19 protein-coding genes are annotated in these 19,917 nt (G+C 50.2%); 4 read left to right on the top strand and 15 right to left on the bottom strand.

The window, feature by feature from the left end:
• Positions 1-9: 9 nt before the first annotated feature.
• The 4 genes from QQ055_RS03600 to QQ055_RS03615 form a co-directional block, all read right to left on the bottom strand.
• Positions 10-2,610, bottom strand: a complete 2,601-nt coding sequence (locus tag QQ055_RS03600) for a CHAT domain-containing protein (protein WP_284478511.1) — start codon at positions 2,608-2,610, stop codon at positions 10-12.
• Positions 2,603-3,643, bottom strand: a complete 1,041-nt coding sequence (locus QQ055_RS03605) for a WD40 repeat domain-containing protein (protein ID WP_284478510.1) — start codon at positions 3,641-3,643, stop codon at positions 2,603-2,605. The genes QQ055_RS03600 and QQ055_RS03605 overlap by 8 nt, the downstream gene beginning before the upstream one ends.
• Positions 3,637-4,347: a M15 family metallopeptidase gene (locus QQ055_RS03610; RefSeq protein ID WP_283356487.1), complete on the bottom strand. Its 711-nt coding sequence runs from the start codon at positions 4,345-4,347 to the stop codon at positions 3,637-3,639. Before QQ055_RS03610 ends, QQ055_RS03605 begins: the two co-directional genes overlap by 7 nt.
• A gap of 211 nt (positions 4,348-4,558) precedes the next feature.
• The gene (locus tag QQ055_RS03615) at positions 4,559-4,750 is read right to left on the bottom strand and encodes a DUF2949 domain-containing protein (protein ID WP_069967745.1); all 192 of its coding nucleotides are present in this window, start codon (positions 4,748-4,750) and stop codon (positions 4,559-4,561) included.
• A gap of 64 nt (positions 4,751-4,814) precedes the next feature.
• Here QQ055_RS03615 and QQ055_RS03620 point away from each other — a divergent pair, with 64 nt between their 5' ends.
• Positions 4,815-5,186 carry a hypothetical protein gene (locus QQ055_RS03620; protein WP_285964658.1) on the top strand — a complete coding sequence of 124 codons (372 nt, stop codon included), beginning with the start codon at positions 4,815-4,817 and terminating at the stop codon, positions 5,184-5,186.
• Between the two features lie 222 nt (positions 5,187-5,408).
• Here QQ055_RS03620 and QQ055_RS03625 read toward each other — a convergent pair whose 3' ends face one another.
• The 4 genes from QQ055_RS03625 to QQ055_RS03640 all read right to left on the bottom strand — a co-directional run bounded on the left by QQ055_RS03625 (position 5,409) and on the right by QQ055_RS03640 (position 8,755).
• Complete coding sequence (locus tag QQ055_RS03625) at positions 5,409-5,951, bottom strand: DUF192 domain-containing protein (protein WP_283356485.1); 543 nt, start codon at positions 5,949-5,951, stop codon at positions 5,409-5,411.
• Positions 5,952-6,004: 53 nt separating this feature from the next.
• Positions 6,005-6,697 carry a response regulator transcription factor NblR gene (nblR, locus tag QQ055_RS03630; protein ID WP_069967722.1) on the bottom strand — a complete coding sequence of 231 codons (693 nt, stop codon included), beginning with the start codon at positions 6,695-6,697 and terminating at the stop codon, positions 6,005-6,007.
• Between the two features lie 50 nt (positions 6,698-6,747).
• Positions 6,748-7,683, bottom strand: a complete 936-nt coding sequence (locus QQ055_RS03635; RefSeq protein WP_284478509.1) for an NAD(+) kinase — start codon at positions 7,681-7,683, stop codon at positions 6,748-6,750.
• Positions 7,684-7,759: 76 nt separating this feature from the next.
• Positions 7,760-8,755 carry an SDR family oxidoreductase gene (locus QQ055_RS03640; RefSeq protein WP_283356483.1) on the bottom strand — a complete coding sequence of 332 codons (996 nt, stop codon included), beginning with the start codon at positions 8,753-8,755 and terminating at the stop codon, positions 7,760-7,762.
• Positions 8,756-8,918: 163 nt separating this feature from the next.
• On the opposite strand from QQ055_RS03640, the gene QQ055_RS03645 reads away from it, so the two are divergent.
• Positions 8,919-9,317, top strand: coding sequence for an ArsR/SmtB family transcription factor (locus QQ055_RS03645; protein ID WP_283356482.1), 399 nt, complete (start codon positions 8,919-8,921; stop codon positions 9,315-9,317).
• Between the two features lie 100 nt (positions 9,318-9,417).
• On the opposite strand, the gene petM is transcribed toward QQ055_RS03645, so the two are convergent.
• On the bottom strand, positions 9,418-9,534 hold the full coding sequence (gene petM, locus QQ055_RS03650; RefSeq protein WP_069967726.1) for a cytochrome b6-f complex subunit PetM: 117 nt from the start codon (positions 9,532-9,534) through the stop codon (positions 9,418-9,420).
• A gap of 190 nt (positions 9,535-9,724) precedes the next feature.
• On the opposite strand from petM, the gene pdxA reads away from it, so the two are divergent.
• A complete protein-coding gene (gene pdxA, locus QQ055_RS03655) occupies positions 9,725-10,747 on the top strand; it encodes a 4-hydroxythreonine-4-phosphate dehydrogenase PdxA (protein WP_283356481.1) in 1,023 nt (340 codons plus the stop codon).
• A 178-nt stretch (positions 10,748-10,925) separates the two neighbouring features.
• Positions 10,926-11,147: a DUF4327 family protein gene (locus QQ055_RS03660; protein ID WP_069967728.1), complete on the top strand. Its 222-nt coding sequence runs from the start codon at positions 10,926-10,928 to the stop codon at positions 11,145-11,147.
• Positions 11,148-11,332: 185 nt separating this feature from the next.
• Here the strand turns inward: QQ055_RS03660 and QQ055_RS03665 are convergent, their stop codons facing one another.
• The 6 genes from QQ055_RS03665 to QQ055_RS03690 form a co-directional block, all read right to left on the bottom strand.
• Complete coding sequence (locus QQ055_RS03665; RefSeq protein ID WP_284478508.1) at positions 11,333-11,731, bottom strand: hypothetical protein; 399 nt, start codon at positions 11,729-11,731, stop codon at positions 11,333-11,335.
• A 249-nt stretch (positions 11,732-11,980) separates the two neighbouring features.
• Positions 11,981-13,318, bottom strand: coding sequence for a DUF2254 domain-containing protein (locus QQ055_RS03670; RefSeq protein ID WP_284478507.1), 1,338 nt, complete (start codon positions 13,316-13,318; stop codon positions 11,981-11,983).
• Positions 13,311-14,333 carry a mechanosensitive ion channel family protein gene (locus QQ055_RS03675; RefSeq protein WP_284478506.1) on the bottom strand — a complete coding sequence of 341 codons (1,023 nt, stop codon included), beginning with the start codon at positions 14,331-14,333 and terminating at the stop codon, positions 13,311-13,313. The genes QQ055_RS03670 and QQ055_RS03675 overlap by 8 nt, the downstream gene beginning before the upstream one ends.
• A 90-nt stretch (positions 14,334-14,423) precedes the next feature.
• A complete protein-coding gene (locus QQ055_RS03680) occupies positions 14,424-14,954 on the bottom strand; it encodes a DUF4330 domain-containing protein (protein WP_069967732.1) in 531 nt (176 codons plus the stop codon).
• Positions 14,955-15,090: 136 nt separating this feature from the next.
• A complete protein-coding gene (locus tag QQ055_RS03685; RefSeq protein WP_284478505.1) occupies positions 15,091-16,284 on the bottom strand; it encodes an S-layer homology domain-containing protein in 1,194 nt (397 codons plus the stop codon).
• Positions 16,285-16,370: 86 nt separating this feature from the next.
• Positions 16,371-19,907, bottom strand: coding sequence for a WD40 domain-containing protein (locus QQ055_RS03690; RefSeq protein ID WP_284478504.1), 3,537 nt, complete (start codon positions 19,905-19,907; stop codon positions 16,371-16,373).
• Between the last annotated feature and the right edge of the window lie 10 nt (positions 19,908-19,917).

The raw sequence follows: 19,917 nt of genomic DNA on the forward strand, positions 1-19,917 counted from the left end.
GGCGAAATTTCAATCCGCTTCACCAATGAGAGTAAACGCCGCCCAATCTTTAGGATCGGGATATTGCTTCATTGTCGAAAGCATCGCATTTCGTAGAGCTTTCGCCTTATCCGAGTCTTGTTGCAGATTTTGGTAAAACGCCTGCATCAGCGCTGAAGTCGGTTCATCGGGGACTTTCCACAGCGAAACAATCACGCTAGGCACGCCAGCGGCAATAAACGATCGCGATAAACCAATCACCCCATCGCCACTAATTCGCCCCCGTCCGGTATCGCAAGCACTCAATACCACCAAATTAGCATTCAGCCTCAACTGAATAATTTCTCGTGCTGTCAGAAACCCATCGCTTTTTCCAGCCGGAGTAAACGCCAGCGAACTCTGGAAACCCATCAGGTTATCGAGCAAACCATGCGTGGCGAGATGAATAATTCCCGCTTGGGGTAAGCGTTCAACCACGGCAGCTTCTGTGGCAGCAGCCCCCATTAAAGGTTGAGTATTCAGCATTTGGGCGATCGCTCTAGCTTCTCGTTCGGCTCCCGGTAAACTCGAAAGCTGTACCAAGGGGCCATCCACCTTAAAGCGCAAGCTAGGCATCGTGGGATTCCCCACCACAAGCGCCTGTTTTGAAGGCGTACCGATCCGTTGGCGCTGCCGTTGGGTGAGTTCTAAAACCTGGATTGAGGGAGACGTGAGTAGAGTATGCTTTTCAATTAAGTGTTTGCCCTCCGCATCCAATAAGGCGGGAAAGGGGACTAAAAATAGAGAATCCTGGGGAATAAAAGTTACGCGAGCCTCTGGATTTTGGGGCAGCAGATCGGCAATGGGTTGAATTAAAACCTCGTGCAGTTGTTGCAGTTGCTGATTTTTTTGGTCGTTTCTCTGAATTTGGGCAAGCGCTCTAGCCACAGCCGTTGTATCTTCATTAAAAGTAATACCCCGTCCGCCTGCACCAATCGATTCGCGAGCCGCAATCACCAAATCGCCTAAATTACTGACCTCATCTCCTTGAGCGTCAATTTTCTGCCAAAAGGGTTGTAAATCGACAGAACGGAAGGCAATTTCCCCATTGGGTTGAATGACCCAAATATAGAGCAGAATCTCGCGGGGAGACTGTTTGCCAAATCGCATCACTGGAAATCGGGGACGGTCTAAAATGACGGAGTATTGCACGAGGGTAGAGTTTTGTCCTCTGGCGATCGCGCTGAGTTCCGCAAGAGTCGGTTCCGGAGCGTTAATGGGCGTTTGCGGATCGACAGCAAGGTTCATTGTTAGCAAATCCACAAAAGCTCTAGCGCGTCCAGTTTCCGAACTCACCAGGGCATCTTGGGGGCGATTTTCGCGGATGAAAATTTGCTGTTGCAGGCGGTAGAGATCGCTGAGGGTTTCCCGCAGGCTGAGTTGCAAATCGTCGCGGCTGAGGGCAAACAGGTTGATGAAGCGATCGAGGTTTTGACGGCGAATTTCGTGGACTTCAATGGCTTTTTGTAACGTAACAGCAGCCTGGGCAAGCTGTCCTGCCTGAAATTGGGCTTTGGCAAGACTTTCGAGGGCGGATAGGCGATTGGTTTGGGTCGCTTGGCGATCGCTCTCGGTATAGATAGCTAAACTTTGCTGAAATAGCTCAATGGCTCGATTGTAATCGCGAATATGGGCATAGGTTTGACCGAGATATTCCAGCGCTTGAGCCTCCCATAGTCCAATGGTTTCTGGGTTGAGGCGTTGGCGTGCCACGCTGAGAAGTTCTTCTAGCCTAGAGATAACGTTGGGGATATTTTCTGCTGTCGCTTGATACTGAGCAAGCTGTTGAAGCGAGGACAGTTCTTGGTAAATATCTCCGGAAGTACGAGCCAGTTGTAAGGCTTGTTCTTGAGCCTGTATAGCCGCTTGAGAATCTTGTCCGACCACGGCCCAACTACTTTGATACGATAGCGCCATCTTTTCGAGTTCGGGGTTGCCGGAGGCTCTAGCAACGGCTAGCTGTTGGTTTAAAGTTGCTTGCAGTTTTTCGCGTTCGCCCAGCGTTCCATAGGCGCTAGCAAGATAGCCAAGGGTTGCCACCTCTTCTGCTACGTCATTGAACGATCGCACGAGGGCGAGATATTCTTCGTAGATGGGAATAGCCTTTTGATACTGGACGCTCGACATATGGGCCAGGGCCAGGTACTTTAAGACTTCGCGTTGATACTGGCGATCGCCTCTGGCTTTAGCAATTTCTAAATGGGATTCTAGAAACTGAATGCCTAAGTAATCGCCCAACTTGCTATGCACCGATGACATTTGGTACAACAGAGAGCCGACCATTGGGTAAGCTTGGGTTTGGAGCGATCGCTCTAATGCCTCCTCCAGCAGTTCTAAGGCTTTGGAGTAGTTGCCAAAATACTGATGGGCGATGCCAGCACCTTGAAAGACTTGAATTTCCCTGGCACTATCTCCCAAGTCTCCCCTTCGCGCCTCTGCTAAATCCGCGTCAAAAGAATCAATTAAGCGCTGATAAACTTGGCGAAGTTGAGAGTCATCTTGAGACCAAGCCACCTGGGGAATATTAAAACTCACCAGCGATAGGACAATCCAAAGGACTTGCAGGAATTTTTGACGCATATTGTTAGTCATTCAATACTTGTACTTCTTCTCCGGTTTGCCAATTCCAGAGTTTGATAATATTGCCCCATCCTCCCGTTGCTAGCGTGGAACCATCAGCACTCAGCGCCACCGATTCCACCACGCTTGGCTGTCGGGATAGGGTGCGGATTTTGGTGCCCGTTCGCCAGTTCCAAATACTGATGGTATTATCCAAACTGCCGGTAATCAGCCATTCCCCATCCGGACTTAAGGCAAGGGAACGAATCGCAGCTTGATGACCTGTAAACGTTCGCTGCAACTCTCCCGTTCTGACATTCCAAACTTGTAAAGTGCGATCGCCTGCACCTCCGATGACATAGGTACTATCGGGGCTGAACACCAGTGCATTAATGCCCAAAGTTTGATGCTGAAAACGATGAATCAGTTGTCCTGTGGAGACTTGCCAAACCCTAATTTCATCCCAACTGCCACTGGCTAGATATTCGCCGTTGGGACTAATGGCTAAAGAAGCAATGAAGGTACTATGACCGCTAAAGACTTGTTGGAGTGACGCGGACAAGGCGCGTAGCGACCAAATCCGAATTTGGCGATCGCCCCCACCGCTGGCCATATAATCTCCTGTGGGACTAATGGCTAAGGCTTCTACCCAGTCGGAATGACCCGATAGGGTTTGTTTCAGTTCGCCCGTTTGTAGATTCCACAAATGAAGGGTGCGATCGTGACCCGTACTCAGCAGCGTTTGATTATCGGGCGCGATCGCTAATGCTAAAATCGGCAAGGTGTGACCGTCTAAGGTTCGTAACGCTTGACCCGTGGTGAGGTCCCAAACCGTAATCGTCGTCTCGCTGGTGGTTCCGGCTAAAAAACGACCATTCGGGCTAATGGCAACCTGCGTATGACCCGATAGCGTGCGGGCGATTACAGTCGGTGAAGCGGGAGACTCTAACCATCGAACCTCAGCATTGCATAAATTTCCCCCGAAGGCGACACCGCAAACGCAGACGACTGAATACAGCGCAAATTGGGCTTTCACGCGAGCAACCCATTGAACAAGAGCTAACATCCACCATAAATGGCGATCGCGCGATTGTCAGGCTTTTTTTGCTGTCTTAACCAAACCCACATCTGATCGCCATAGGAAAAATGCCACCATTCGTAAGGATGGCGTTCAAACCCAGCCTGAAGCATGACTTGAGCCAGTAATTGACGATGGGCGCGATACTGTTGCTCTACAGGGTCAGAACTCCGCGCAAAATGGTCTGGAAACGATCGCGGCGAGACTTCATCAATGGGAGAACCCATATCGACCTCTCGATCTTCTGCATTCACTAAGGTCACGTCTACCGCCGCGCCGGTACTGTGGGGGGGTGGGGTTTTGGGATTGGCAGAGGGAACCGCCCAAAATTGATAAACTTCCTCTAAAATTGCTTGGCGCTGGTCTGGTGCGATCGCGGTTTCTGTTAAGCCTTTGGCTTCGAGCAACTGCCCAAAGGTATACTCCACCATAAATTGCTGAACGGCGATCGGTCGATAGGCATCAAAAATTTGGATTCGCCAACCCGGATAGAGTTTTTGTAATAATTGTTGCGCTTGTACCAATCGGCTTAACACGCCTTGGCGAACATAAAACGGCGATTTATTCCCATAGGGCGCGCCTAAGTCTTCGTAGGGATGCGGCTTTGTGAAGGCAAAGTCTTTTGGGGGAAGTGCAACTAAGGGTTCGCCACAGTCTGCAATCGGGATTTGGAGATAGGGTTTTTCTGGCATCAAATATTTCTTTAGCTAGATTCTTTTTTATATATTTTTATGCTTTTAGCGCACTTAAAAAGCGGGCCGAAGTTGAACCCGCTTTTTGTTAATTTTCTTGTAGAGTAAAGCGTTCGTTAGGTCGATGAGAGTTCGCCAAAGGATTCGCCTGACACTGGTCAAGAATTGCTTACACATTTAGTCATGCTCCTAAGCATTTGTACTCAAGTTTTTAAGCAGTTTCTTGCCAATCAAAGATGCGGTCGAGTTGTTCTAGGGTGACTAACCCATACTGCCACAAGACCATCGGTAAAGGGCCTGGGTCTTGTTCGCAATGTCTGAGGGCGATCGCAATCGACGAGGCTGAGATGGCTAAATCCTCTTGTAAAAACCGGATTAGACGGGAATTGCTATTGGGTATCATCATGGCTGTCTCCTGGCTCATTTAAAACCATTTTCTAAATTAATTGTGATGAACTGAATCTGAGATGGGTCAGTCTGTAAGCTGGCCCCAATGTAATCAAAAGATAAGTCAAATGACGGGCGATCCCAGTGATCTGTTGGAGGTCAAAGATGCGATCGCGATCGCAGTTGAGTTCAACTCCAAAAATTGGATTATCCTCTACTACAACAGACCCTACCCCGATTCGGCATCTATCGACAGATTTATGCCGATCGCTCTACCCGAAGAAAAAGCGCGCAACGGGGTTCCGTTTGCCTTACTATTTCGTCAAAAACATCGCCAAAACAATCGGTCTACTGGTCCGATGGTTGTTCGGAAATCCCTACCTCACACCGAAATCGCTTTCCGAACAGTGGAGTCTTCAGAAAAGACGCTCTCTTCAAATCTCGATTCTTGAGTTTAGGGTGCCGCTAGTTCCAGTGTCTGCGCTAACTGCCTCATGATGGTTGGGAGCAGTAATGCATCTTTGGCTAGCGTACCCAAATAACTCTCTAGATTCTACATAGATTAGGTGAAGATTGCATGTAGAGTTATAAATTTTTCGGATCGCCATTCTTACTCAAATCGGTTGTTAGACCTAGAAGATTAGCAAATCCTCACTATTCTAAAATAATTTTAATCATTTTTTTACATTTCGGAGATCGTCGGCTTCAGCATTCAGGAAACGAACAGAAATGCGATCGCCCACCTGCAACCCCAACTCCGCAGCCCGTCCGGCCCGCAACTCCAGCACCCGATCCACAGGCACCGAGGGGCCGTAAACTGCACAGGGTTCAGACGTACAGGGCGGTACGCTATCAGCAATTTCCACAACCGTCTCTTCGCGGATAAACACCATATCCAGAGGAACCGGAACATTCTTCATCCAAAAGCCCACCACCCTCGGCGGGTGAAACGGAAACAGCATCCCCCGGTTATCCGGTAAAGCCGGACGATACATTAACCCCAATGCCTGTTCTTCCGGCGTCTGCGGCACCTCCAACTCAAACAACTCCCCTTTAATCGTGGCTTCTGCCAGAATCGGGAGATTTTGGGCGCGAGACTCCTGCACCATAGGTAACTGGGCGATCGCATCCGGTGACGTACTCGTCGCGCTAGGAATAGAACACCCTAACAGACACGCACTAATGCCCGCCAATAAAAAAGTTGCTGAATATTTCATCACATTAGCTCCTACTTCAGAGCGCGATGTTGCCCTTTGACTCTCTTGTCGGGCTAGGGTTCCCGCAACACATAACCCACACCGCGCACTGTTTGAATTAAGCGCTTTTCCCCCTCATGCTCAATCTTGAGGCGTAAATAGCGAATATAGACCTCAATCACGTTCGATTCGCCCATAAAGTCGTATCCCCAGACATTCTCCAGAATCTGCTCGCGGGTTAGCACCTCGCGGGGATACTCCATCAGATACTTCAGCAGTTCAAACTCCTTCATCGTGAGTTCGATAACCCGCCCATTGCGAATGGCCTTGCGAGTGGAGAGATCCAACGCCAAATCGCCAAAGCGCAATTGCTCGTTCCCGCCCGGTTCTGGCTGAAGATACAAATGCACCAGGCGCAGAAACTCCTCGGCGCGATAGGGCTTGAGAAAATAATCATCCGCACCCGCCTCCAGACAAGCAACCCGATCTTCTACTGTATCGCGAGCCATGAGCATCAAAATCGGCGCAACATTCCCCATTGCCCGAATCTCAGCAGACAGTTGCAAGCCCGATTCTCCGGCCAGCATCCGGTCAATGGCAATCAAAGCCGGTCGCGATTCGCGAACCTTTTCTAGGGCAGTTTTCGCATCGCTAATCGCAATTGGATCGTAGCCCGATTCTTTGAGATCCAGGCTTATTTGTTGGGCTAAAACCGGGTCGGTTTCGACCAGTAAAATACAAGGGTTGGTTTCAGGTATCGGGGTCATACCGTTTTACGTTGCGGATGCTAGACATTTTAGCTTTTGCTAGCACTCGATTAGGGTAACTCGACCGAAGTCGGCTTCGCAATATGAGGTAAACCCCACCCCAACTTTTCGCGCAGGACTCGGAAAAATTCAGGGGATTGCAGGCGAATAAAGCGGGCGCTGTAGGGGGCTTTTTCAACGCGAACGCGGTCTTCTGGCAGAATATAACATCCGGCGTTCCCATCCACGACCATGACTAGGCGGTTGGGTTGAACGGGGAAAATGGTCACCGGATCGTTTTCGCTAAAGACCAAGGCTCTAGACGCCAGGGAATGGGGGCAAATGGGGACGAGTTGGAGTACCGGAACTTCCGGGGTAATGACCGGGCCGCCTGCACTCAGGGAGTAGGCGGTCGATCCGGTGGGGGTGGAAATAATTACCCCATCCGCCGCGATATCGACGAGAGCATGTTTGCCGACTTGGACTTCAAAGTGACACATGCTGGTCAGGGGTTCGCGGTGCAAAACCATCTCGTTTAAGCACATGGCTTCCCAGAGCAGGGTTGGCTCGCTTTCAGTGCTGCAAGGTCGAAAGACTTTGACCACCAACATCAGGCGTTCTTCTATCTCATAATCGCCTGCGATCGCCTGTTCTACGGCCTGTGAAAGTTGATTGACATAGGTTTCGGTTAAGAAGCCCATGTGACCTGTATTAATCGTTAACAGGGGAATTCCCGCCGGAGCCACTTGACGAAAAGCAGACAAAACGGTGCCGTCGCCGCCGAGGACGAAGGCCAAGCTCATGTCTGTGTCAAATCCCTTGGGGACTAACCCATCAATGGGAGTGTGGCAAACGGGTCGGTCGGGATGAGAGTATCCCAAAATACCGCCTGTGCCTGTCGCTACACAGACTTCCCACCCGCAAGCGGTCAGTTTTTCTTGTAACGTTGCCGCTACCTGACAGGCAATCGGTTTAATGTCGTTATAAATAATCCCAGCTTTGGGCACGCCGCTACCGAATAAAAGGTGTCTAAAAATAATCGAGGTTCTCTAGGGAACAGCTTGCTGTTCCGCTGAGGGGAGTTCATCCATTTGACTGGGAACTGGATTTAGAAGGCGTCTTTTTAGAACGTTTTTTCTTGTTCTTGTCCCGCTCGTAATCCAACTCCTTCAGTTTTTTCAAAATGCGACTGAAATAGTCTTGCATATACGATTCTAAGGTGGTTGTTTCTTTGGGGTCTAGTCCCAAAAGGAGATAAACTTCGTCCATTGAGGCGGTTAGCGGTTTGCCGGAGGCTTGAACTTCTGCGAAGGCAAGGCGATCGGCAACATTTTGACCCCATTGGAAAAATCGGGTAATGCGGCGCATCAGGCGTAAAAAGCCGAGGGGCATTCGGGCGATTTTGGCTTCGCGATCGCCTAAGCGCTCGCACAAGCGGATAATTTCATAACCGCTCCAAGCTCTCGAACCGACGGCGGGTAAAATTCGGTTTTCGGCTTCGGGCACGCTGATGGCACGTACGGCTAGTTTAGCAATGTCTTGCGTATCCATATAAGCTACCGGCGAGGCTTCTCCCGTGACCCAAACGGTTTGTCCGTCTAGGATGGGGATGGCGTACTGGCTAATTAGCCCTTGCATGAAGCCGCACAGTCGGAAAACGGTGTAGTTCAGCCCAGATTCTTTTAAAAAGAGTTCTGTACAGTGTTTGATTTCCATTAAGGGAACGTCCGAGTGTTGGTCGGCGTTCAAGATGGAGAAAAATATAAATCGCTGCACTCCCGCAGTTTTAGCCGCTTGAATCAGCGCCACTTTGCCTTCCCAGTCCACCTCTTTGATGCCTTGCGGATCGGTCGGTCGAGCGGTGGCTGTGTCAATGACGGCTTCAATTCCAGCTAGAGCGGCGCTTAGGGTATCTGGTTCGCACAAATCTCCCTGTACGAGTTCAGCACCCCATTCTTTTAAGAAAGAAGCTTTTCTGGGATTCCGAACCAGGCAGCGAACTTGAAAGCCTTCGTCGAGAGCGCGACGAGTCACCTGCCTTCCGAGAGTACCAGTGGCACCGACAACCAATAAGTTCATTAGAGATTAATTAAAATGAATCGTTAACTTTTTATAAGATATTATCAGAAATCCTTGCATTCTGGCCGGAAATCCCCCAAGCCGATAGTTGCTGTTGGGGTCATACAGGTGTCACCCTGAAGACAGGATCGCATTGCTGTTGCTTATTTTTCATCGCCCTATTATGTCTAAGCCTCAAGTCTCGCCTGCTCTACAGTCGATGGAGTCGCTCAGTTGCGAGGTTCAACACCCGGTTGATTTGGATAGCCTCCGACACTTACACGGTCAGTTGCTCAGTGTTGAGAAGTCCCAACGCATGGCTGAGTTTTTTAGTTTGTTAGGCGACCCCAACCGCCTGCGAATCCTCTCAGCTCTAGCGTTGCAAGAGTTGTGCGTCTGCGATCTGGCAGCGGCGGTTAAAATGAGCGAGTCTGCGGTTTCTCATCAATTGCGAAGTTTGCGAACCATGCGTTTAGTCGGCTATCGCAAACAAGGTCGAAATGTGTTTTATCGGCTTAAGGATAGTCATGTCTTCAATTTGTATCGAGAAGTGGCCGAACACTTAGATGAGACAGATGATTAAGTTTTAAAATAGCAAAAGGTGAAGAGCGAACCGTAGCGCGATCGCACTCTTCACAAAGGGGGCAATTTAGAACCCCTAATGGGGCAGCAAATGCCCGAATTTACAGGTTTTCGCCTTCTTCGGGGCCTTGAATTTTCAGCAGTAAAAAGCCGAATCCTAGACCAACTAGAATCAGAATTGAAGACAAAAGAGCAGCATTTAAAATTTCAGCAGCCATTGCTTAAAATTTCCTTTGTTTTAAGTTTCAAGTGAGTCCTAGGACAGATAGAATAGAGCTAAAACCTCCATCAATTGAAAGTTTCACAACGAAAGCTCAGCTCGCTAGCATGTATTTTAGACTAGTTTGACAACAAAACTTTAACCCGACAGAGTAAAAATCTGTCTATCTGATGGCGTGCAGGAGGACTATGCCTTCTCGGATTGCGGTCACTCTAGGAGATCCGGCTGGGATTGGCCCAGAAGTGATTCTCATGGCGTTAGCAGACGCTCAATGGCTTCGCGGCTGCGAGGTGACAGTGATTGGTTCGCGCTCGGTTATTCAGACGACTTATCAATCGCTGTCCCGTTTGGGCATTGCTGCGGCCGATCCGGACGAACTCTCGACGATCGATATCCCTTTACCGGGGGAAATTGCGATCGCTCAAGGGGATGCCGTTTCCGGAGCCGCGAGTTTTGCCTACCTCGATCGGGCGATCGCGCTAACCCTAGCGGGTCAATTTCAGGCCATTGTCACAGGGCCCATTGCTAAATCTGCATGGAAAGCCGCCGGACATTTTTATCCCGGACAAACGGAACTGCTAGCCGAACGAGCGGGAGTCAGTGAGTTTGGCATGTTATTCGTGGCGCGATCGCCCCACAGCGGGTGGACGCTGCGAACCTTGCTCGCAACCACGCATATTCCGTTGCGAGCCGTTGCTGATACCCTTTCTCCCGATTTGATGAGTCGCAAACTCGCTTTGCTCGTGAGGTGTTTGCACCAGCAATTCAACATCGCATCGCCTAGAATTGCGATCGCTGGATTAAACCCCCACAGCGGCGAACAGGGACAACTCGGACGAGAAGAACAAGATTGGTTAATCCCTTGGATTGAGCAACAGCGCTCTGTTTATCCGTCCTTGACCCTAGACGGCCCCGTTCCCCCCGATACCCTTTGGGTAAAACCCACTCAAGCCTGGTATGGGGCGAATCCTGCGGGCAATATCCATGACGCTTATTTGGCGCTTTACCACGATCAAGGCTTGATTCCCGTCAAAGCAATGGCTTTCGATCGAGCCGTTAATACTACCATTGGTTTGCCGTTTATCCGGACTTCTCCCGATCACGGTACGGCCTTTGATATTGCGGGTCGAGGACTGGCAAGTCCTACCAGTATGCGGGAATCTTTGCAACTTGCTGTGGGTCTATGCGAACCGCAAGCGGTTAATGTTTGATGACTTTTGCAATATCTCTTAATATAATTTGAGGTGAGCTAGCGTGACAATAAAAATCGTTCAGTATATCTGACTACAAAGTCACTGCTACTCAAATTGTATCGATAGAGATTTTAAATTATTGACTGCACGCTCTCAGCCTTGCAAACGGTTGGATTAAATAAACAAGAGGAAAAATATGCTCCAATCTATCCAATATTCCCTAGAGCTGATTCAAGACGAAGCCCGTCAACTCGTGCAAGCGGGTGTCGTGAGTCGCCAACAGCCAATCTACGTCTTGTGCAAGTACATTCCCGCCAGAGAATGGGGATGTGTGGAATGCGAACTGGAAAAAAATGACTTCTTGCTCCGCGATCGGATTGGCGATCTGTTAGGCTCCGAAGCGTGGGATAACGATTAAACTTTAACCAAATGCAAGTCACGAGGACTTTGTAAGCCCGAATAAATGCACCGATAGAAACTGACAAAGCCGTAAGGCAGTAGCAGTCCTTCAGAAAGCCCTTATCAAGAGAATCGCTAGCTTAGATTCCCTAAATTGGGCGCAAGCGCTAGCGATTCTCGCAACATCTTAGGATAGAACAAAACTCAAGAAGCCGGATCTTGCTCGCGTAATTTTTCGAGTTCGAGCCGAATAGCCGCAATTTGGGCGGTTAGCTCTTGTAACTCTAGTTGAGCATTCGGTTCAGCAGCCGGGGGAGCTGTATTGAGATCGGGTGGGGGAGGCGATACCGTTACCTCTACTTCTTCAGCGCTCCGGCTTCCCCCTTGATTTATTAAACTATCAACAAACCGCCGCGCCTCTTGCTCGGTCATTTCTCCTTTCTCAGCCAGTTTTTGGGTAAGCTGGTTGAGATCGAGTTGGAGTTGGGCTAAATTTTCCTCTCGTTTTTGCGGATCTTGGAGAGATTCTACAAGAGACGTAGTAGCACCAAGGGTGACGTGAAAACTTTGTTGTAGGAAATTGACAAGACTATCGGAGTTCATCTTGATTTAGAGTGATGATAGCTGACTGCCCCGATCTTACTGGAAATCTTGATTCGGGAGCATCAAGGGAAACAGTTGTGTAGTTGCGCTTAAAACTCCTCCATCAGAACAATCGCGGCGGCTGAAACAAGAGGAAACGTTTTCACAAAACCACCTCTGTCTCTGACGAGACCAGAGGAGGAGTCGTTAGTCTTAACTGTCTACGCAGCATATCTTAAATCCCGTCGTTTCTGAGCGCTGTATTATAAACTACGATCCTTTAGGGAGAGTGTCTAAGGCCGCGAGAACCCGCTGATAGCGTTCTTGAAGATCGTTGCGATCGAACTGTTCAAACGTCCCCTCTTGAGACCCTCGAATAATCATGCGAGCCTGACGCAGCAAGGCTTGTCGATCGCTCTGGTGATGGGCGTGGGTGATAATCGTGGCGATCGCCTCTAGCAGCCGGATCGACACCGCCACATCCGAACGCCCGTATTGGCGAATTTGAGTAAACGCCGTTTTCACCAACTCTGCAAACTGAATCGGTTGAGCAATCAAGCGCAAACAGTCCTGTTCGTCGTAGCGATAGGGAGAGGGAAATTGCCGTTCCGCCAAATCGCTCAAAGCAATACTCAATTGATCGATACATTGAATCGCAGTAAACGGATCGTTAACGCTCGGAGAAATCGCCCGCAGCGCAATTTCCACCAACTGATTAATGGAAAATTCAATATCTTGGGCTTTGGTGCGCTGTTTTCCGAGAATAAACGCCTGCTGAATTTGCTCGCATACGGCTTCCTCTAGGGGTTGCGGCGACCAAACCTTTGCCAACGATCGACCGCGAACGATAAAGTCGCCGGGATGACATTGAAGGCAAATTAACAAATCGCGATCGCGCGCCGTTTTCATCAATTGGCGATCGTCCACAACTTGCAAATAGCCGCTATTGAGGGCAATCAAAGGTTGAGCTTTGACCTCAAAATCGATGGGGATGTGCGCTTCCTGATGCTGAGGCCGATCGTTGCGTCCCACTTTTTTAGGAAACAAGCGCTCAATTGCCTGTTTGAGGTCGCGATTGACTTCACCAACGACTTGGCTAGCTTGAATAGAGGTGGAAACATGGTGAAAAAAGTAGATCAGCACCCCAATACTGAGCAAACTTAATAAGATACCCACCGTCACCGAAGTTTGAGGCACGAATACATCGTAATCGCTGCCCCGAACACTCCGCAGCACCATTAAGCAATAAATAAAGGTGGCAATATACGTTCCTAACACCACCTGATTGCCCGTATCGCCCATAAAGTTGCGGAGGAGGCGCGGGCCAAATTGAGAAGCGGCCAGCGTTAAGGCAACAATAACGATGGAGAAGGTTGTTCCGGCGATCGCCATCATGGAACTGGCAATAGTCGATAAGACCGTCCGAGCGCCTTCAGGACCGCCTGCATAGACCCAATTTAAACCATCAAACTCATCAGATTGGGTCATGCGATCGAATTGCAGCATCGCAAAGGCCAAAGCCACAGCCCCCGCCGCCATCAGGGTCGGAACAAACCAATAGCTAGCACGAAGCGCCTCCCAGAGGGGTTGCAAGCGAGATTTATTCATGTCGATCCGCATCTCGGCTGGGTGGTGCGTCCCCGTTGGTCTGATTTTGTTGGCGCATTAAGACTAACTGCTTCAGCGATCCGCCAATACTGAGGGGTTTAGGGACTTCCCGATCGCCTGATGGCCATCCTTCGCGCTGGCGAGAGCGATCGCCATCGGTTTCTTCAGTTTGATCGTGGAAGAGGATTTGCTGGGTGGGGAAGGGTAGATCGATCCCATGTCCAACTAGCGTTTGAGCAACAGCCGTTAAAACGCGATCGCGGCTATCGAGGGAATCCGCGCGTCTCGGCGGTTTAATCCACCAGCGTAGGCGAATATTAATGGTACTTTCCGCTAAATCAACAACTAAAGCATCGGGTGAGGGTTCTGCCAATACCTCATCCATACCATTGAGCGTGTCTAAAATCAGTTGCTTGGCTTGTTGCACGTCATCGCCATAGCCAATCCCAATATCGTATTCTAAACGGCGATTCTCAAAGGCGGTATTGACCGTTACGGAGTTGGTGAATAATTCTGCATTGGGAATCACCACGCGCCGCCCATCGTAGGTTCTAATCGTCGTAGCGCGAGTTTGAATCTCTTCAACCGTTCCCTCAAAGTTTTTGAAGACAATCTGATCGTTAATTTGAAAGGGTTCAGTTAACAGAATTAATATTCCGGCTAAAAAATTCTGTAAGATATCCCGGAATGCAAAACCAACCGCAACCCCACTAATCCCTAAGAGTTGGACTAAATCTCCGGGTTGGAACGTCGGAATCACAATCGATAAGGCGATAAACAGGCCTAAAAGAACCATCGCCCCCTGGGATAATCGACCGAGAACCAATCCTAAATTCCGGGCTTGGCGATGTCTGCGAGTAACGCGCCGAATCGCCCGTTTTAACAGTCTGGCACCGAACCAAAATAGAGCAAAAACAATGACAGCAATGAGTAGATTGGGCAGCAGGATGATGAAACTATCCACCATCGCTTGCATATTAGCGCCTGCTGCCTGAAAAGACTCTTCAAGATTCATTACTAACTACCTGTCATCTGCAAACAGTTTAGATGGTAATCAGTTGGAGAAGTCTTAACATCTACCGTCGAACAGAACTGAGTTCAGCGATTATGAGGGAGTTCTGACTTCAATCACGCTGCCATTAAAGTTATAGGTCATGCCTTCAAGCTCTACGGGAGTCCCGATTTTTAGCTTGCTGTTACCCAGAACCAGACCATTGTCCGTCATTTGGGCATTACCACCCAAGGTGAGTAGCATATCTATCGAGAAAGTGCGATCGCCTCTAGGGTCAGTTTTTGCCTGTACCGAACCATCAGGTTGCGGAACAACCACCGTCCTTTCGAGCAATTGAACGGACTTCACATCCACCCGTCCATAGGGTTGGTTGCGAATAATGATATTCGTCCTTTTGGTTTCATTAAATTCATTAACCAAGTTTTGCGGGTTGAGAATACTTAAACCCCGCACAATCACATCAACTTCTACGGGTCTTGTTTGGACGCCCACTTGAGCCACCGATCCAGACGTTCCTGGAAAGAAAAAGATGCCAAACAACACCATCAGAATCACAATGGCTGCACCTAAATCGAGAATGCTCAGTTTGCCGAATAAGCGACCTTTAGAGTCCAAAATAGCCATAAACTTGGGTTTCCAGTAACCGAGAAATGCGTCAGATCCCTAGCTGCCACCTCTAGGGTCAAAGTGCGATCGCAGAATAATCAACAGACAGGATAACACGACTCGGCCGCCTTACCGGGGTTCCCTGACTCAGAGGTTAATTTGCCTGAGTCACCGACGGTCTATCTAACGATTGCACATCCGCCGCCGATAGCCCTTCGCCTTGCAAGCCAAAATGCCAAAGCGCCGCCGCCGCCTCTGCTTGAGTTACTGTTTTTTGGGGTTGAAACAGCGTCGTGTAACCAAACGCCCGCCGAATATTCGACTGTTCGCCATTGGCAAAATCGGCTAAGACTGCACGTAAGGCTCTCGCATTAATCCGAGAAGCATCTTGAAAACCCCAACGTTCCTCTACCGCTTCCACCGTAGCCGTCGGTAGGGCTTGGCGCGTATCAAGCGGCACCTTCCATAGCACCAATTGTTCGCGCGTTAGGGGCGCATCCGGTCGAAATGTCACCGCCGTCGCTTCCCCAGTCAGGGCGCTAGGAATCAAACCCGCCTCTGCAAGGCCTTGAATAATCGCAAAATCGCGATCGCTGCGCGGGACATCCTGAAACGTCGGTTCGGCCGTTGTTGCGGCTATCCGAATTTGTCGGCCCGGACTATTAGCATAAAACCGATTATTAGCAGCCACCAACCACCGCGCATACTGGCGGCGAGTCATCGCCTGATTCGGCTGAATAGTTTCATTGTCAAATATCCCCAACGCCGTCAAATCTTGCACGTACTGGCGCAACTGTTCGGGCGTTTCATTCGCCACCGCTGGGTTTTGGGGTTGGGGAGAAGGGCTAGGCGCGGGGCTAACCACCGCTTGGGGTTCGCCTTCAAGATATTTCAGGACAAACTCAGTCGGCGCATTCTCGCCCGCTTGAGCCGTTTCCCAAGACACTTTCACCTGTAGATCGTCCCGACGCGCCGCTAGGGTATTGGGTTCTGAGTCTGAGGTCGCTTCTACCAATTGCCAATTATTCGCTTGAAATTGGGCTTGATAAAACTGTTCAATTTGGGCCGCAGAATCAGGGCTTGTCCAACGGGTGAGTTGTCCCGGTTCGCCCTCGGCTAGCGGCGAGACAGTTTGAAGTTGAGCGTTAGGATAGCGGGGAATTTCTGAGGGAAAATCAGCAGGCAACTCTGCCTGAGTAGGGTTGGGCGCAAACAAAGCCGGATTATTTTCTAGCCTGGGGTCTGCTGCTAAGGAACGTTCCGCTGTCTGACCGAGAGGGCTGTTGGCACAGGCGGTCAGGGAGGCGGCTAAACTAGCAACAACTGCGAACAAAACAGGGCGTTTCATGCCAATCAATATTACCGATGGACAATCTTCTCTACCTTAGCTTAGAGGTTGTGGCGATCGCCTCTGAAACCGGAGAAATTGGCACGTTATTCCGCTGGGCGGTTGAGCGTTCTTGAGGGGCGAAGATTGCACAAAGCCCGGTCTGCAAGACTAATTTCTGGTGTCGTTTTTAAATAATCTCCTACCCAGTTACAGCTATATTCCAGGAGGTTCAGCTTGAGAATAGCTTCTAAATTCCAAACAATCGCCGTGCGATCGTAACCTCCGGAGACTAGCGTTTTACCATCCGGGCTAAAGGCAACGGAAAGAACACCGGAAGCATGACCGCTGAGGGTGCTTAATAAAGTCCCCTCAACCGACCAGAGCTTGACCGTATTATCTAATACTCCTACTGCAACTTGCTGACCGTCTGGACTAAACGCCACCCGCGTTAAACCCATTTTGCTGGCTTCTAAAGTCCGCAGCAGTTGACCTTGGGAATTCCACAGCCGCAACTGTCCGTCCCGTCCGGCGGTAGCAATCTTTTGGTTATCTGGACTAAAGGCAACCCCCCAAATCTCACTGGTATGTCCTTCTAGAAAGACATCGGGCGTTTCAGCGAGGGAGTTGGGTTGCTGCCAGCGCCACAGTTTTGCGGTTCCATCTAGACTCGCGGTGGCGATCCGTTGACCATCAGGACTAAAGGCTACATCCCAAATTCGTCCTTCATGGGCCGGGAGCGTTTGCAGCAGCACAAAGTCTCCAGACTCTTGACGCTGCCAGAGTTTGAGGGTGCGATCGTCTCCAGCCGATACCAGAAACTGTCCATCTGGGCTATAAGCCAGTCCGTAAATGGCGGCTTTGTGGCTGCGGAGGGTAGAGATTTGCTCGTTGTTTAAGTTCAACAGAGAAATATCGCCGCTAGCACCTGCGATCGCTAAGGTTTGCGTGCTAGGGTCAAAAGCTACTGTGTAAAATGGCGTGCTAGCCAGCGGCAGTGCTTGAATAAAAGAGCCATCCTCGTTCCAGAGTCTGACCGTTTGACGCGAGACTGTAATAATCCTGCTGCGATTGCCATCCGGGATATACGCTACCCGCCACAACACATCAGAACGATCTGCGAGAGCCTTCGATAAAGGGGTTGAGAGATTCCATAACTTAACGATGCCCTCATCGCTGGCAGAAGCTAGAACTTGACCATCCGGACTAAAGCGAACCACCCGAATGACCGCACGATGCTCTCGCAAGGTTCTCTTTAAAACGCCATCTAAGTTCCACAGCTTAATCGTTTTATCCGCACTCGCCGAGGCGATCGCTTTGCCATCGGGACTAAAGGTAACATTCTGAACTTCGGCGGTATGGCCTTCTAGGGTGTGGAGCAACTCTCCCTCGCGACTCCAGAGTTTAACCCGGTTATCCGCAGCACCAGAGGCGATCCGTTGCCCGTCGGGACTAAACGCGACCGTCCACACAGCAGCGTTGCCATTATCTAGGGTGCGAATTAAGCGGCCCTCGCGATTCCAGAGTTTAATTGTATTATCTAAACTGGCCGAGGCGAGCAGTTGTCCATCGGGACTAAAGGCGACGCTCCACACGGCAGATTGATGACCGGAAAGGGTTTGCACTAAAGTTCCATCCGCACGCCAAAGCTTAATAGTGCGATCGCTGCTAACGGTTGCCAGCGTTTGACCATCGGGGCTAAATGCCACATCCCAAATGGCGGCAGTATGGCCCACCAGAGTCGTCTGTCGCGTGCCATCAAGCCTCCAAACCGGAACGGTACCATCCAAACCAACAGCAGCAATGGTTTGACCGTCGGGGCTAAATTTCGCCCGATATAAGGTCGCCTCGTGCGAGAAGCTGTTAACGAGTTGACCGTCTCGCTGCCACAACTTCAGGGTGCGATCCGATCCGGTGGTGGCGAGCAATTGCCCATCAGGACTGAAATCAACGCTCAACCCCCCGATATGTTCTAGGCGATTCATTTCATCTGCCCCATAGACTGCGGTTTCTAAGACCTGGTGGGTGGTTTGGTCTAACCGGGCTTGCAGGGTAGGGTTCAGTTGTTTCAGGTTTTGAAATTTGCGGCGCGCTTGTATGGCTTGCACCAGGGCGTCGAGGCGCTGATAGGAGGCAAAACTTCCTTGAGAGGCCGCCGCGATCGCTTCCACCTCGCTGGCTGCCGCTTGACTGTAGGCAAGGGTCGCTCGATGATAGGCATACAGCGTCATTCCCCCCAATCCGGCTGTTGCAGCTAGGGCAACACTGAGCAGTTTTGAGAGTTGGCGCTGGCGTTGGGCGCTTTTTTGTTCCAGGGCTAGCCGCACTTCCGCTTCTTGCAGGCGTTCCATTTCCAGGGTTTTCTGCACTTCTCGCCGTTCCATTTCCTGGCTAGCTGCTAGATAGCGGTAGTCGAGATCGCTTAAGCTTTGGCGCTGCGTCCAGTCTAAAACCTCTTGCAGGGCTTGTCCCCTGAGCAGGCGCGACTCATCTTGACATTGGGAGGCCAGCCAAGCGTTGAATAACTGGGAGTAGGGACGCAGGGCATCTAATTGTTGGGCGAGCCATTCCCGGTTAAACACGGTCTGATAGATCGGATTTTTAATTCGCAGATAGCCGGAGTGTTTCTCAACTAACCCAGAAAGTAATAATGCCGTTTGGGTGGGGGAGTCATTGGCGAGAACGCGGGTTTCCAAGACTTGCTGATACAATCCGAGAATGCGTCCGGCTTTTTGTTCGTCAAATAAGAGGCGATCGCGAATGGTTTTGAGGTGTTCGGGTTCGTCTTGAGCCTCCCAGTTTTCCAGAATGCAGGTTTGCACGATTTGGTCAATTTGACCCTGGCTTAAGTTAACGGATGTCTCCTCTCCAATCTGGGCCAGCACTAACTGACATAACTTTTGGGTTAAAAAAGGCTGTCCGCCCGTCCAATCAAAGATGCGGTTGAGAACGTCTGGGGCGTTGAGGTAATACTTTTCTAAGCCCTTGAGTAAGGGGGTAGCGTCTTCGGGTTGAAACCCCTGGAGGGCGATCGCTCTGCCAATATTAAAGGGGGTGCGGGTTTTGTCGCTAATTAAATCGCTTGGCGTTGTCACCCCAAATAGGGCAAAGGTGAGGCGACTATAGTTAGGATTATCGGCTCGATAGTTATAAAACGCTCGAATCAGGGCAAAAAAGTCATCGGTGGAAAATTGCAAGCTGAGGATGGTATCAATTTCATCAATGAAGATCGCAATCGGCTGTTGGATTTCCACGAGTAAAACTTTGTCAACCAACTCGCCCAACCGCGCCACGCTGGATAGATGCGTTTGACTGCGCCACCACTGACTGATATTGATGGGTAAGGAAAACCGCTTGCTTAAAAATCCGGCGATCGCTGCATACCATTGCTCAACGGTAATCTGTTGGGTGCCAATGCCCGACAAATCAATAGTGGCACACCGTACCCCAACCTGTTGCAAGCGTTCGGCAGTTTTCACCCGCAAGCTAGATTTCCCCATTTGTCGGGAGTTAAACACATAACAGAACTCACCTTGCAGCAAGGCATCAAACAGTTCGCGATCGGCAGCACGTTCAACATAGGTCGGATCGCTAGAATGTAAGCTACCGCCAACCTGATACGTAGAGTGAGAGGATAAAAGCATAAAAGTAGCG

It is taken from the genome of Geitlerinema calcuttense NRMC-F 0142, assembly GCF_030285425.1.

What these genes read in the sequence shown, in the direction of transcription:
- QQ055_RS03640 (WP_283356483.1), bottom strand. Translation starts at nt 8,755, where the DNA reads ATGAACTTATTGGTTGTCGGTGCCACTGGTACTCTCGGAAGGCAGGTG.
- QQ055_RS03665 (WP_284478508.1), bottom strand. Translation starts at nt 11,731, where the DNA reads ATGAACTCCGATAGTCTTGTCAATTTCCTACAACAAAGTTTTCACGTC.
- QQ055_RS03605 (WP_284478510.1), bottom strand. Translation starts at nt 3,643, where the DNA reads ATGTTAGCTCTTGTTCAATGGGTTGCTCGCGTGAAAGCCCAATTTGCG.
- QQ055_RS03625 (WP_283356485.1), bottom strand. Translation starts at nt 5,951, where the DNA reads ATGAAATATTCAGCAACTTTTTTATTGGCGGGCATTAGTGCGTGTCTG.
- petM (WP_069967726.1), bottom strand. Translation starts at nt 9,534, where the DNA reads ATGGCTGCTGAAATTTTAAATGCTGCTCTTTTGTCTTCAATTCTGATT.
- QQ055_RS03660 (WP_069967728.1), top strand. Translation starts at nt 10,926, where the DNA reads ATGCTCCAATCTATCCAATATTCCCTAGAGCTGATTCAAGACGAAGCC.
- QQ055_RS03610 (WP_283356487.1), bottom strand. Translation starts at nt 4,347, where the DNA reads ATGCCAGAAAAACCCTATCTCCAAATCCCGATTGCAGACTGTGGCGAA.
- QQ055_RS03690 (WP_284478504.1), bottom strand. Translation starts at nt 19,907, where the DNA reads ATGCTTTTATCCTCTCACTCTACGTATCAGGTTGGCGGTAGCTTACAT.
- pdxA (WP_283356481.1), top strand. Translation starts at nt 9,725, where the DNA reads ATGCCTTCTCGGATTGCGGTCACTCTAGGAGATCCGGCTGGGATTGGC.
- QQ055_RS03645 (WP_283356482.1), top strand. Translation starts at nt 8,919, where the DNA reads ATGTCTAAGCCTCAAGTCTCGCCTGCTCTACAGTCGATGGAGTCGCTC.
- QQ055_RS03600 (WP_284478511.1), bottom strand. Translation starts at nt 2,610, where the DNA reads ATGACTAACAATATGCGTCAAAAATTCCTGCAAGTCCTTTGGATTGTC.
- QQ055_RS03615 (WP_069967745.1), bottom strand. Translation starts at nt 4,750, where the DNA reads ATGATACCCAATAGCAATTCCCGTCTAATCCGGTTTTTACAAGAGGAT.
- nblR (WP_069967722.1), bottom strand. Translation starts at nt 6,697, where the DNA reads ATGACCCCGATACCTGAAACCAACCCTTGTATTTTACTGGTCGAAACC.
- QQ055_RS03670 (WP_284478507.1), bottom strand. Translation starts at nt 13,318, where the DNA reads ATGAATAAATCTCGCTTGCAACCCCTCTGGGAGGCGCTTCGTGCTAGC.
- QQ055_RS03620 (WP_285964658.1), top strand. Translation starts at nt 4,815, where the DNA reads ATGGGTCAGTCTGTAAGCTGGCCCCAATGTAATCAAAAGATAAGTCAA.
- QQ055_RS03675 (WP_284478506.1), bottom strand. Translation starts at nt 14,333, where the DNA reads ATGAATCTTGAAGAGTCTTTTCAGGCAGCAGGCGCTAATATGCAAGCG.
- QQ055_RS03680 (WP_069967732.1), bottom strand. Translation starts at nt 14,954, where the DNA reads ATGGCTATTTTGGACTCTAAAGGTCGCTTATTCGGCAAACTGAGCATT.
- QQ055_RS03685 (WP_284478505.1), bottom strand. Translation starts at nt 16,284, where the DNA reads ATGAAACGCCCTGTTTTGTTCGCAGTTGTTGCTAGTTTAGCCGCCTCC.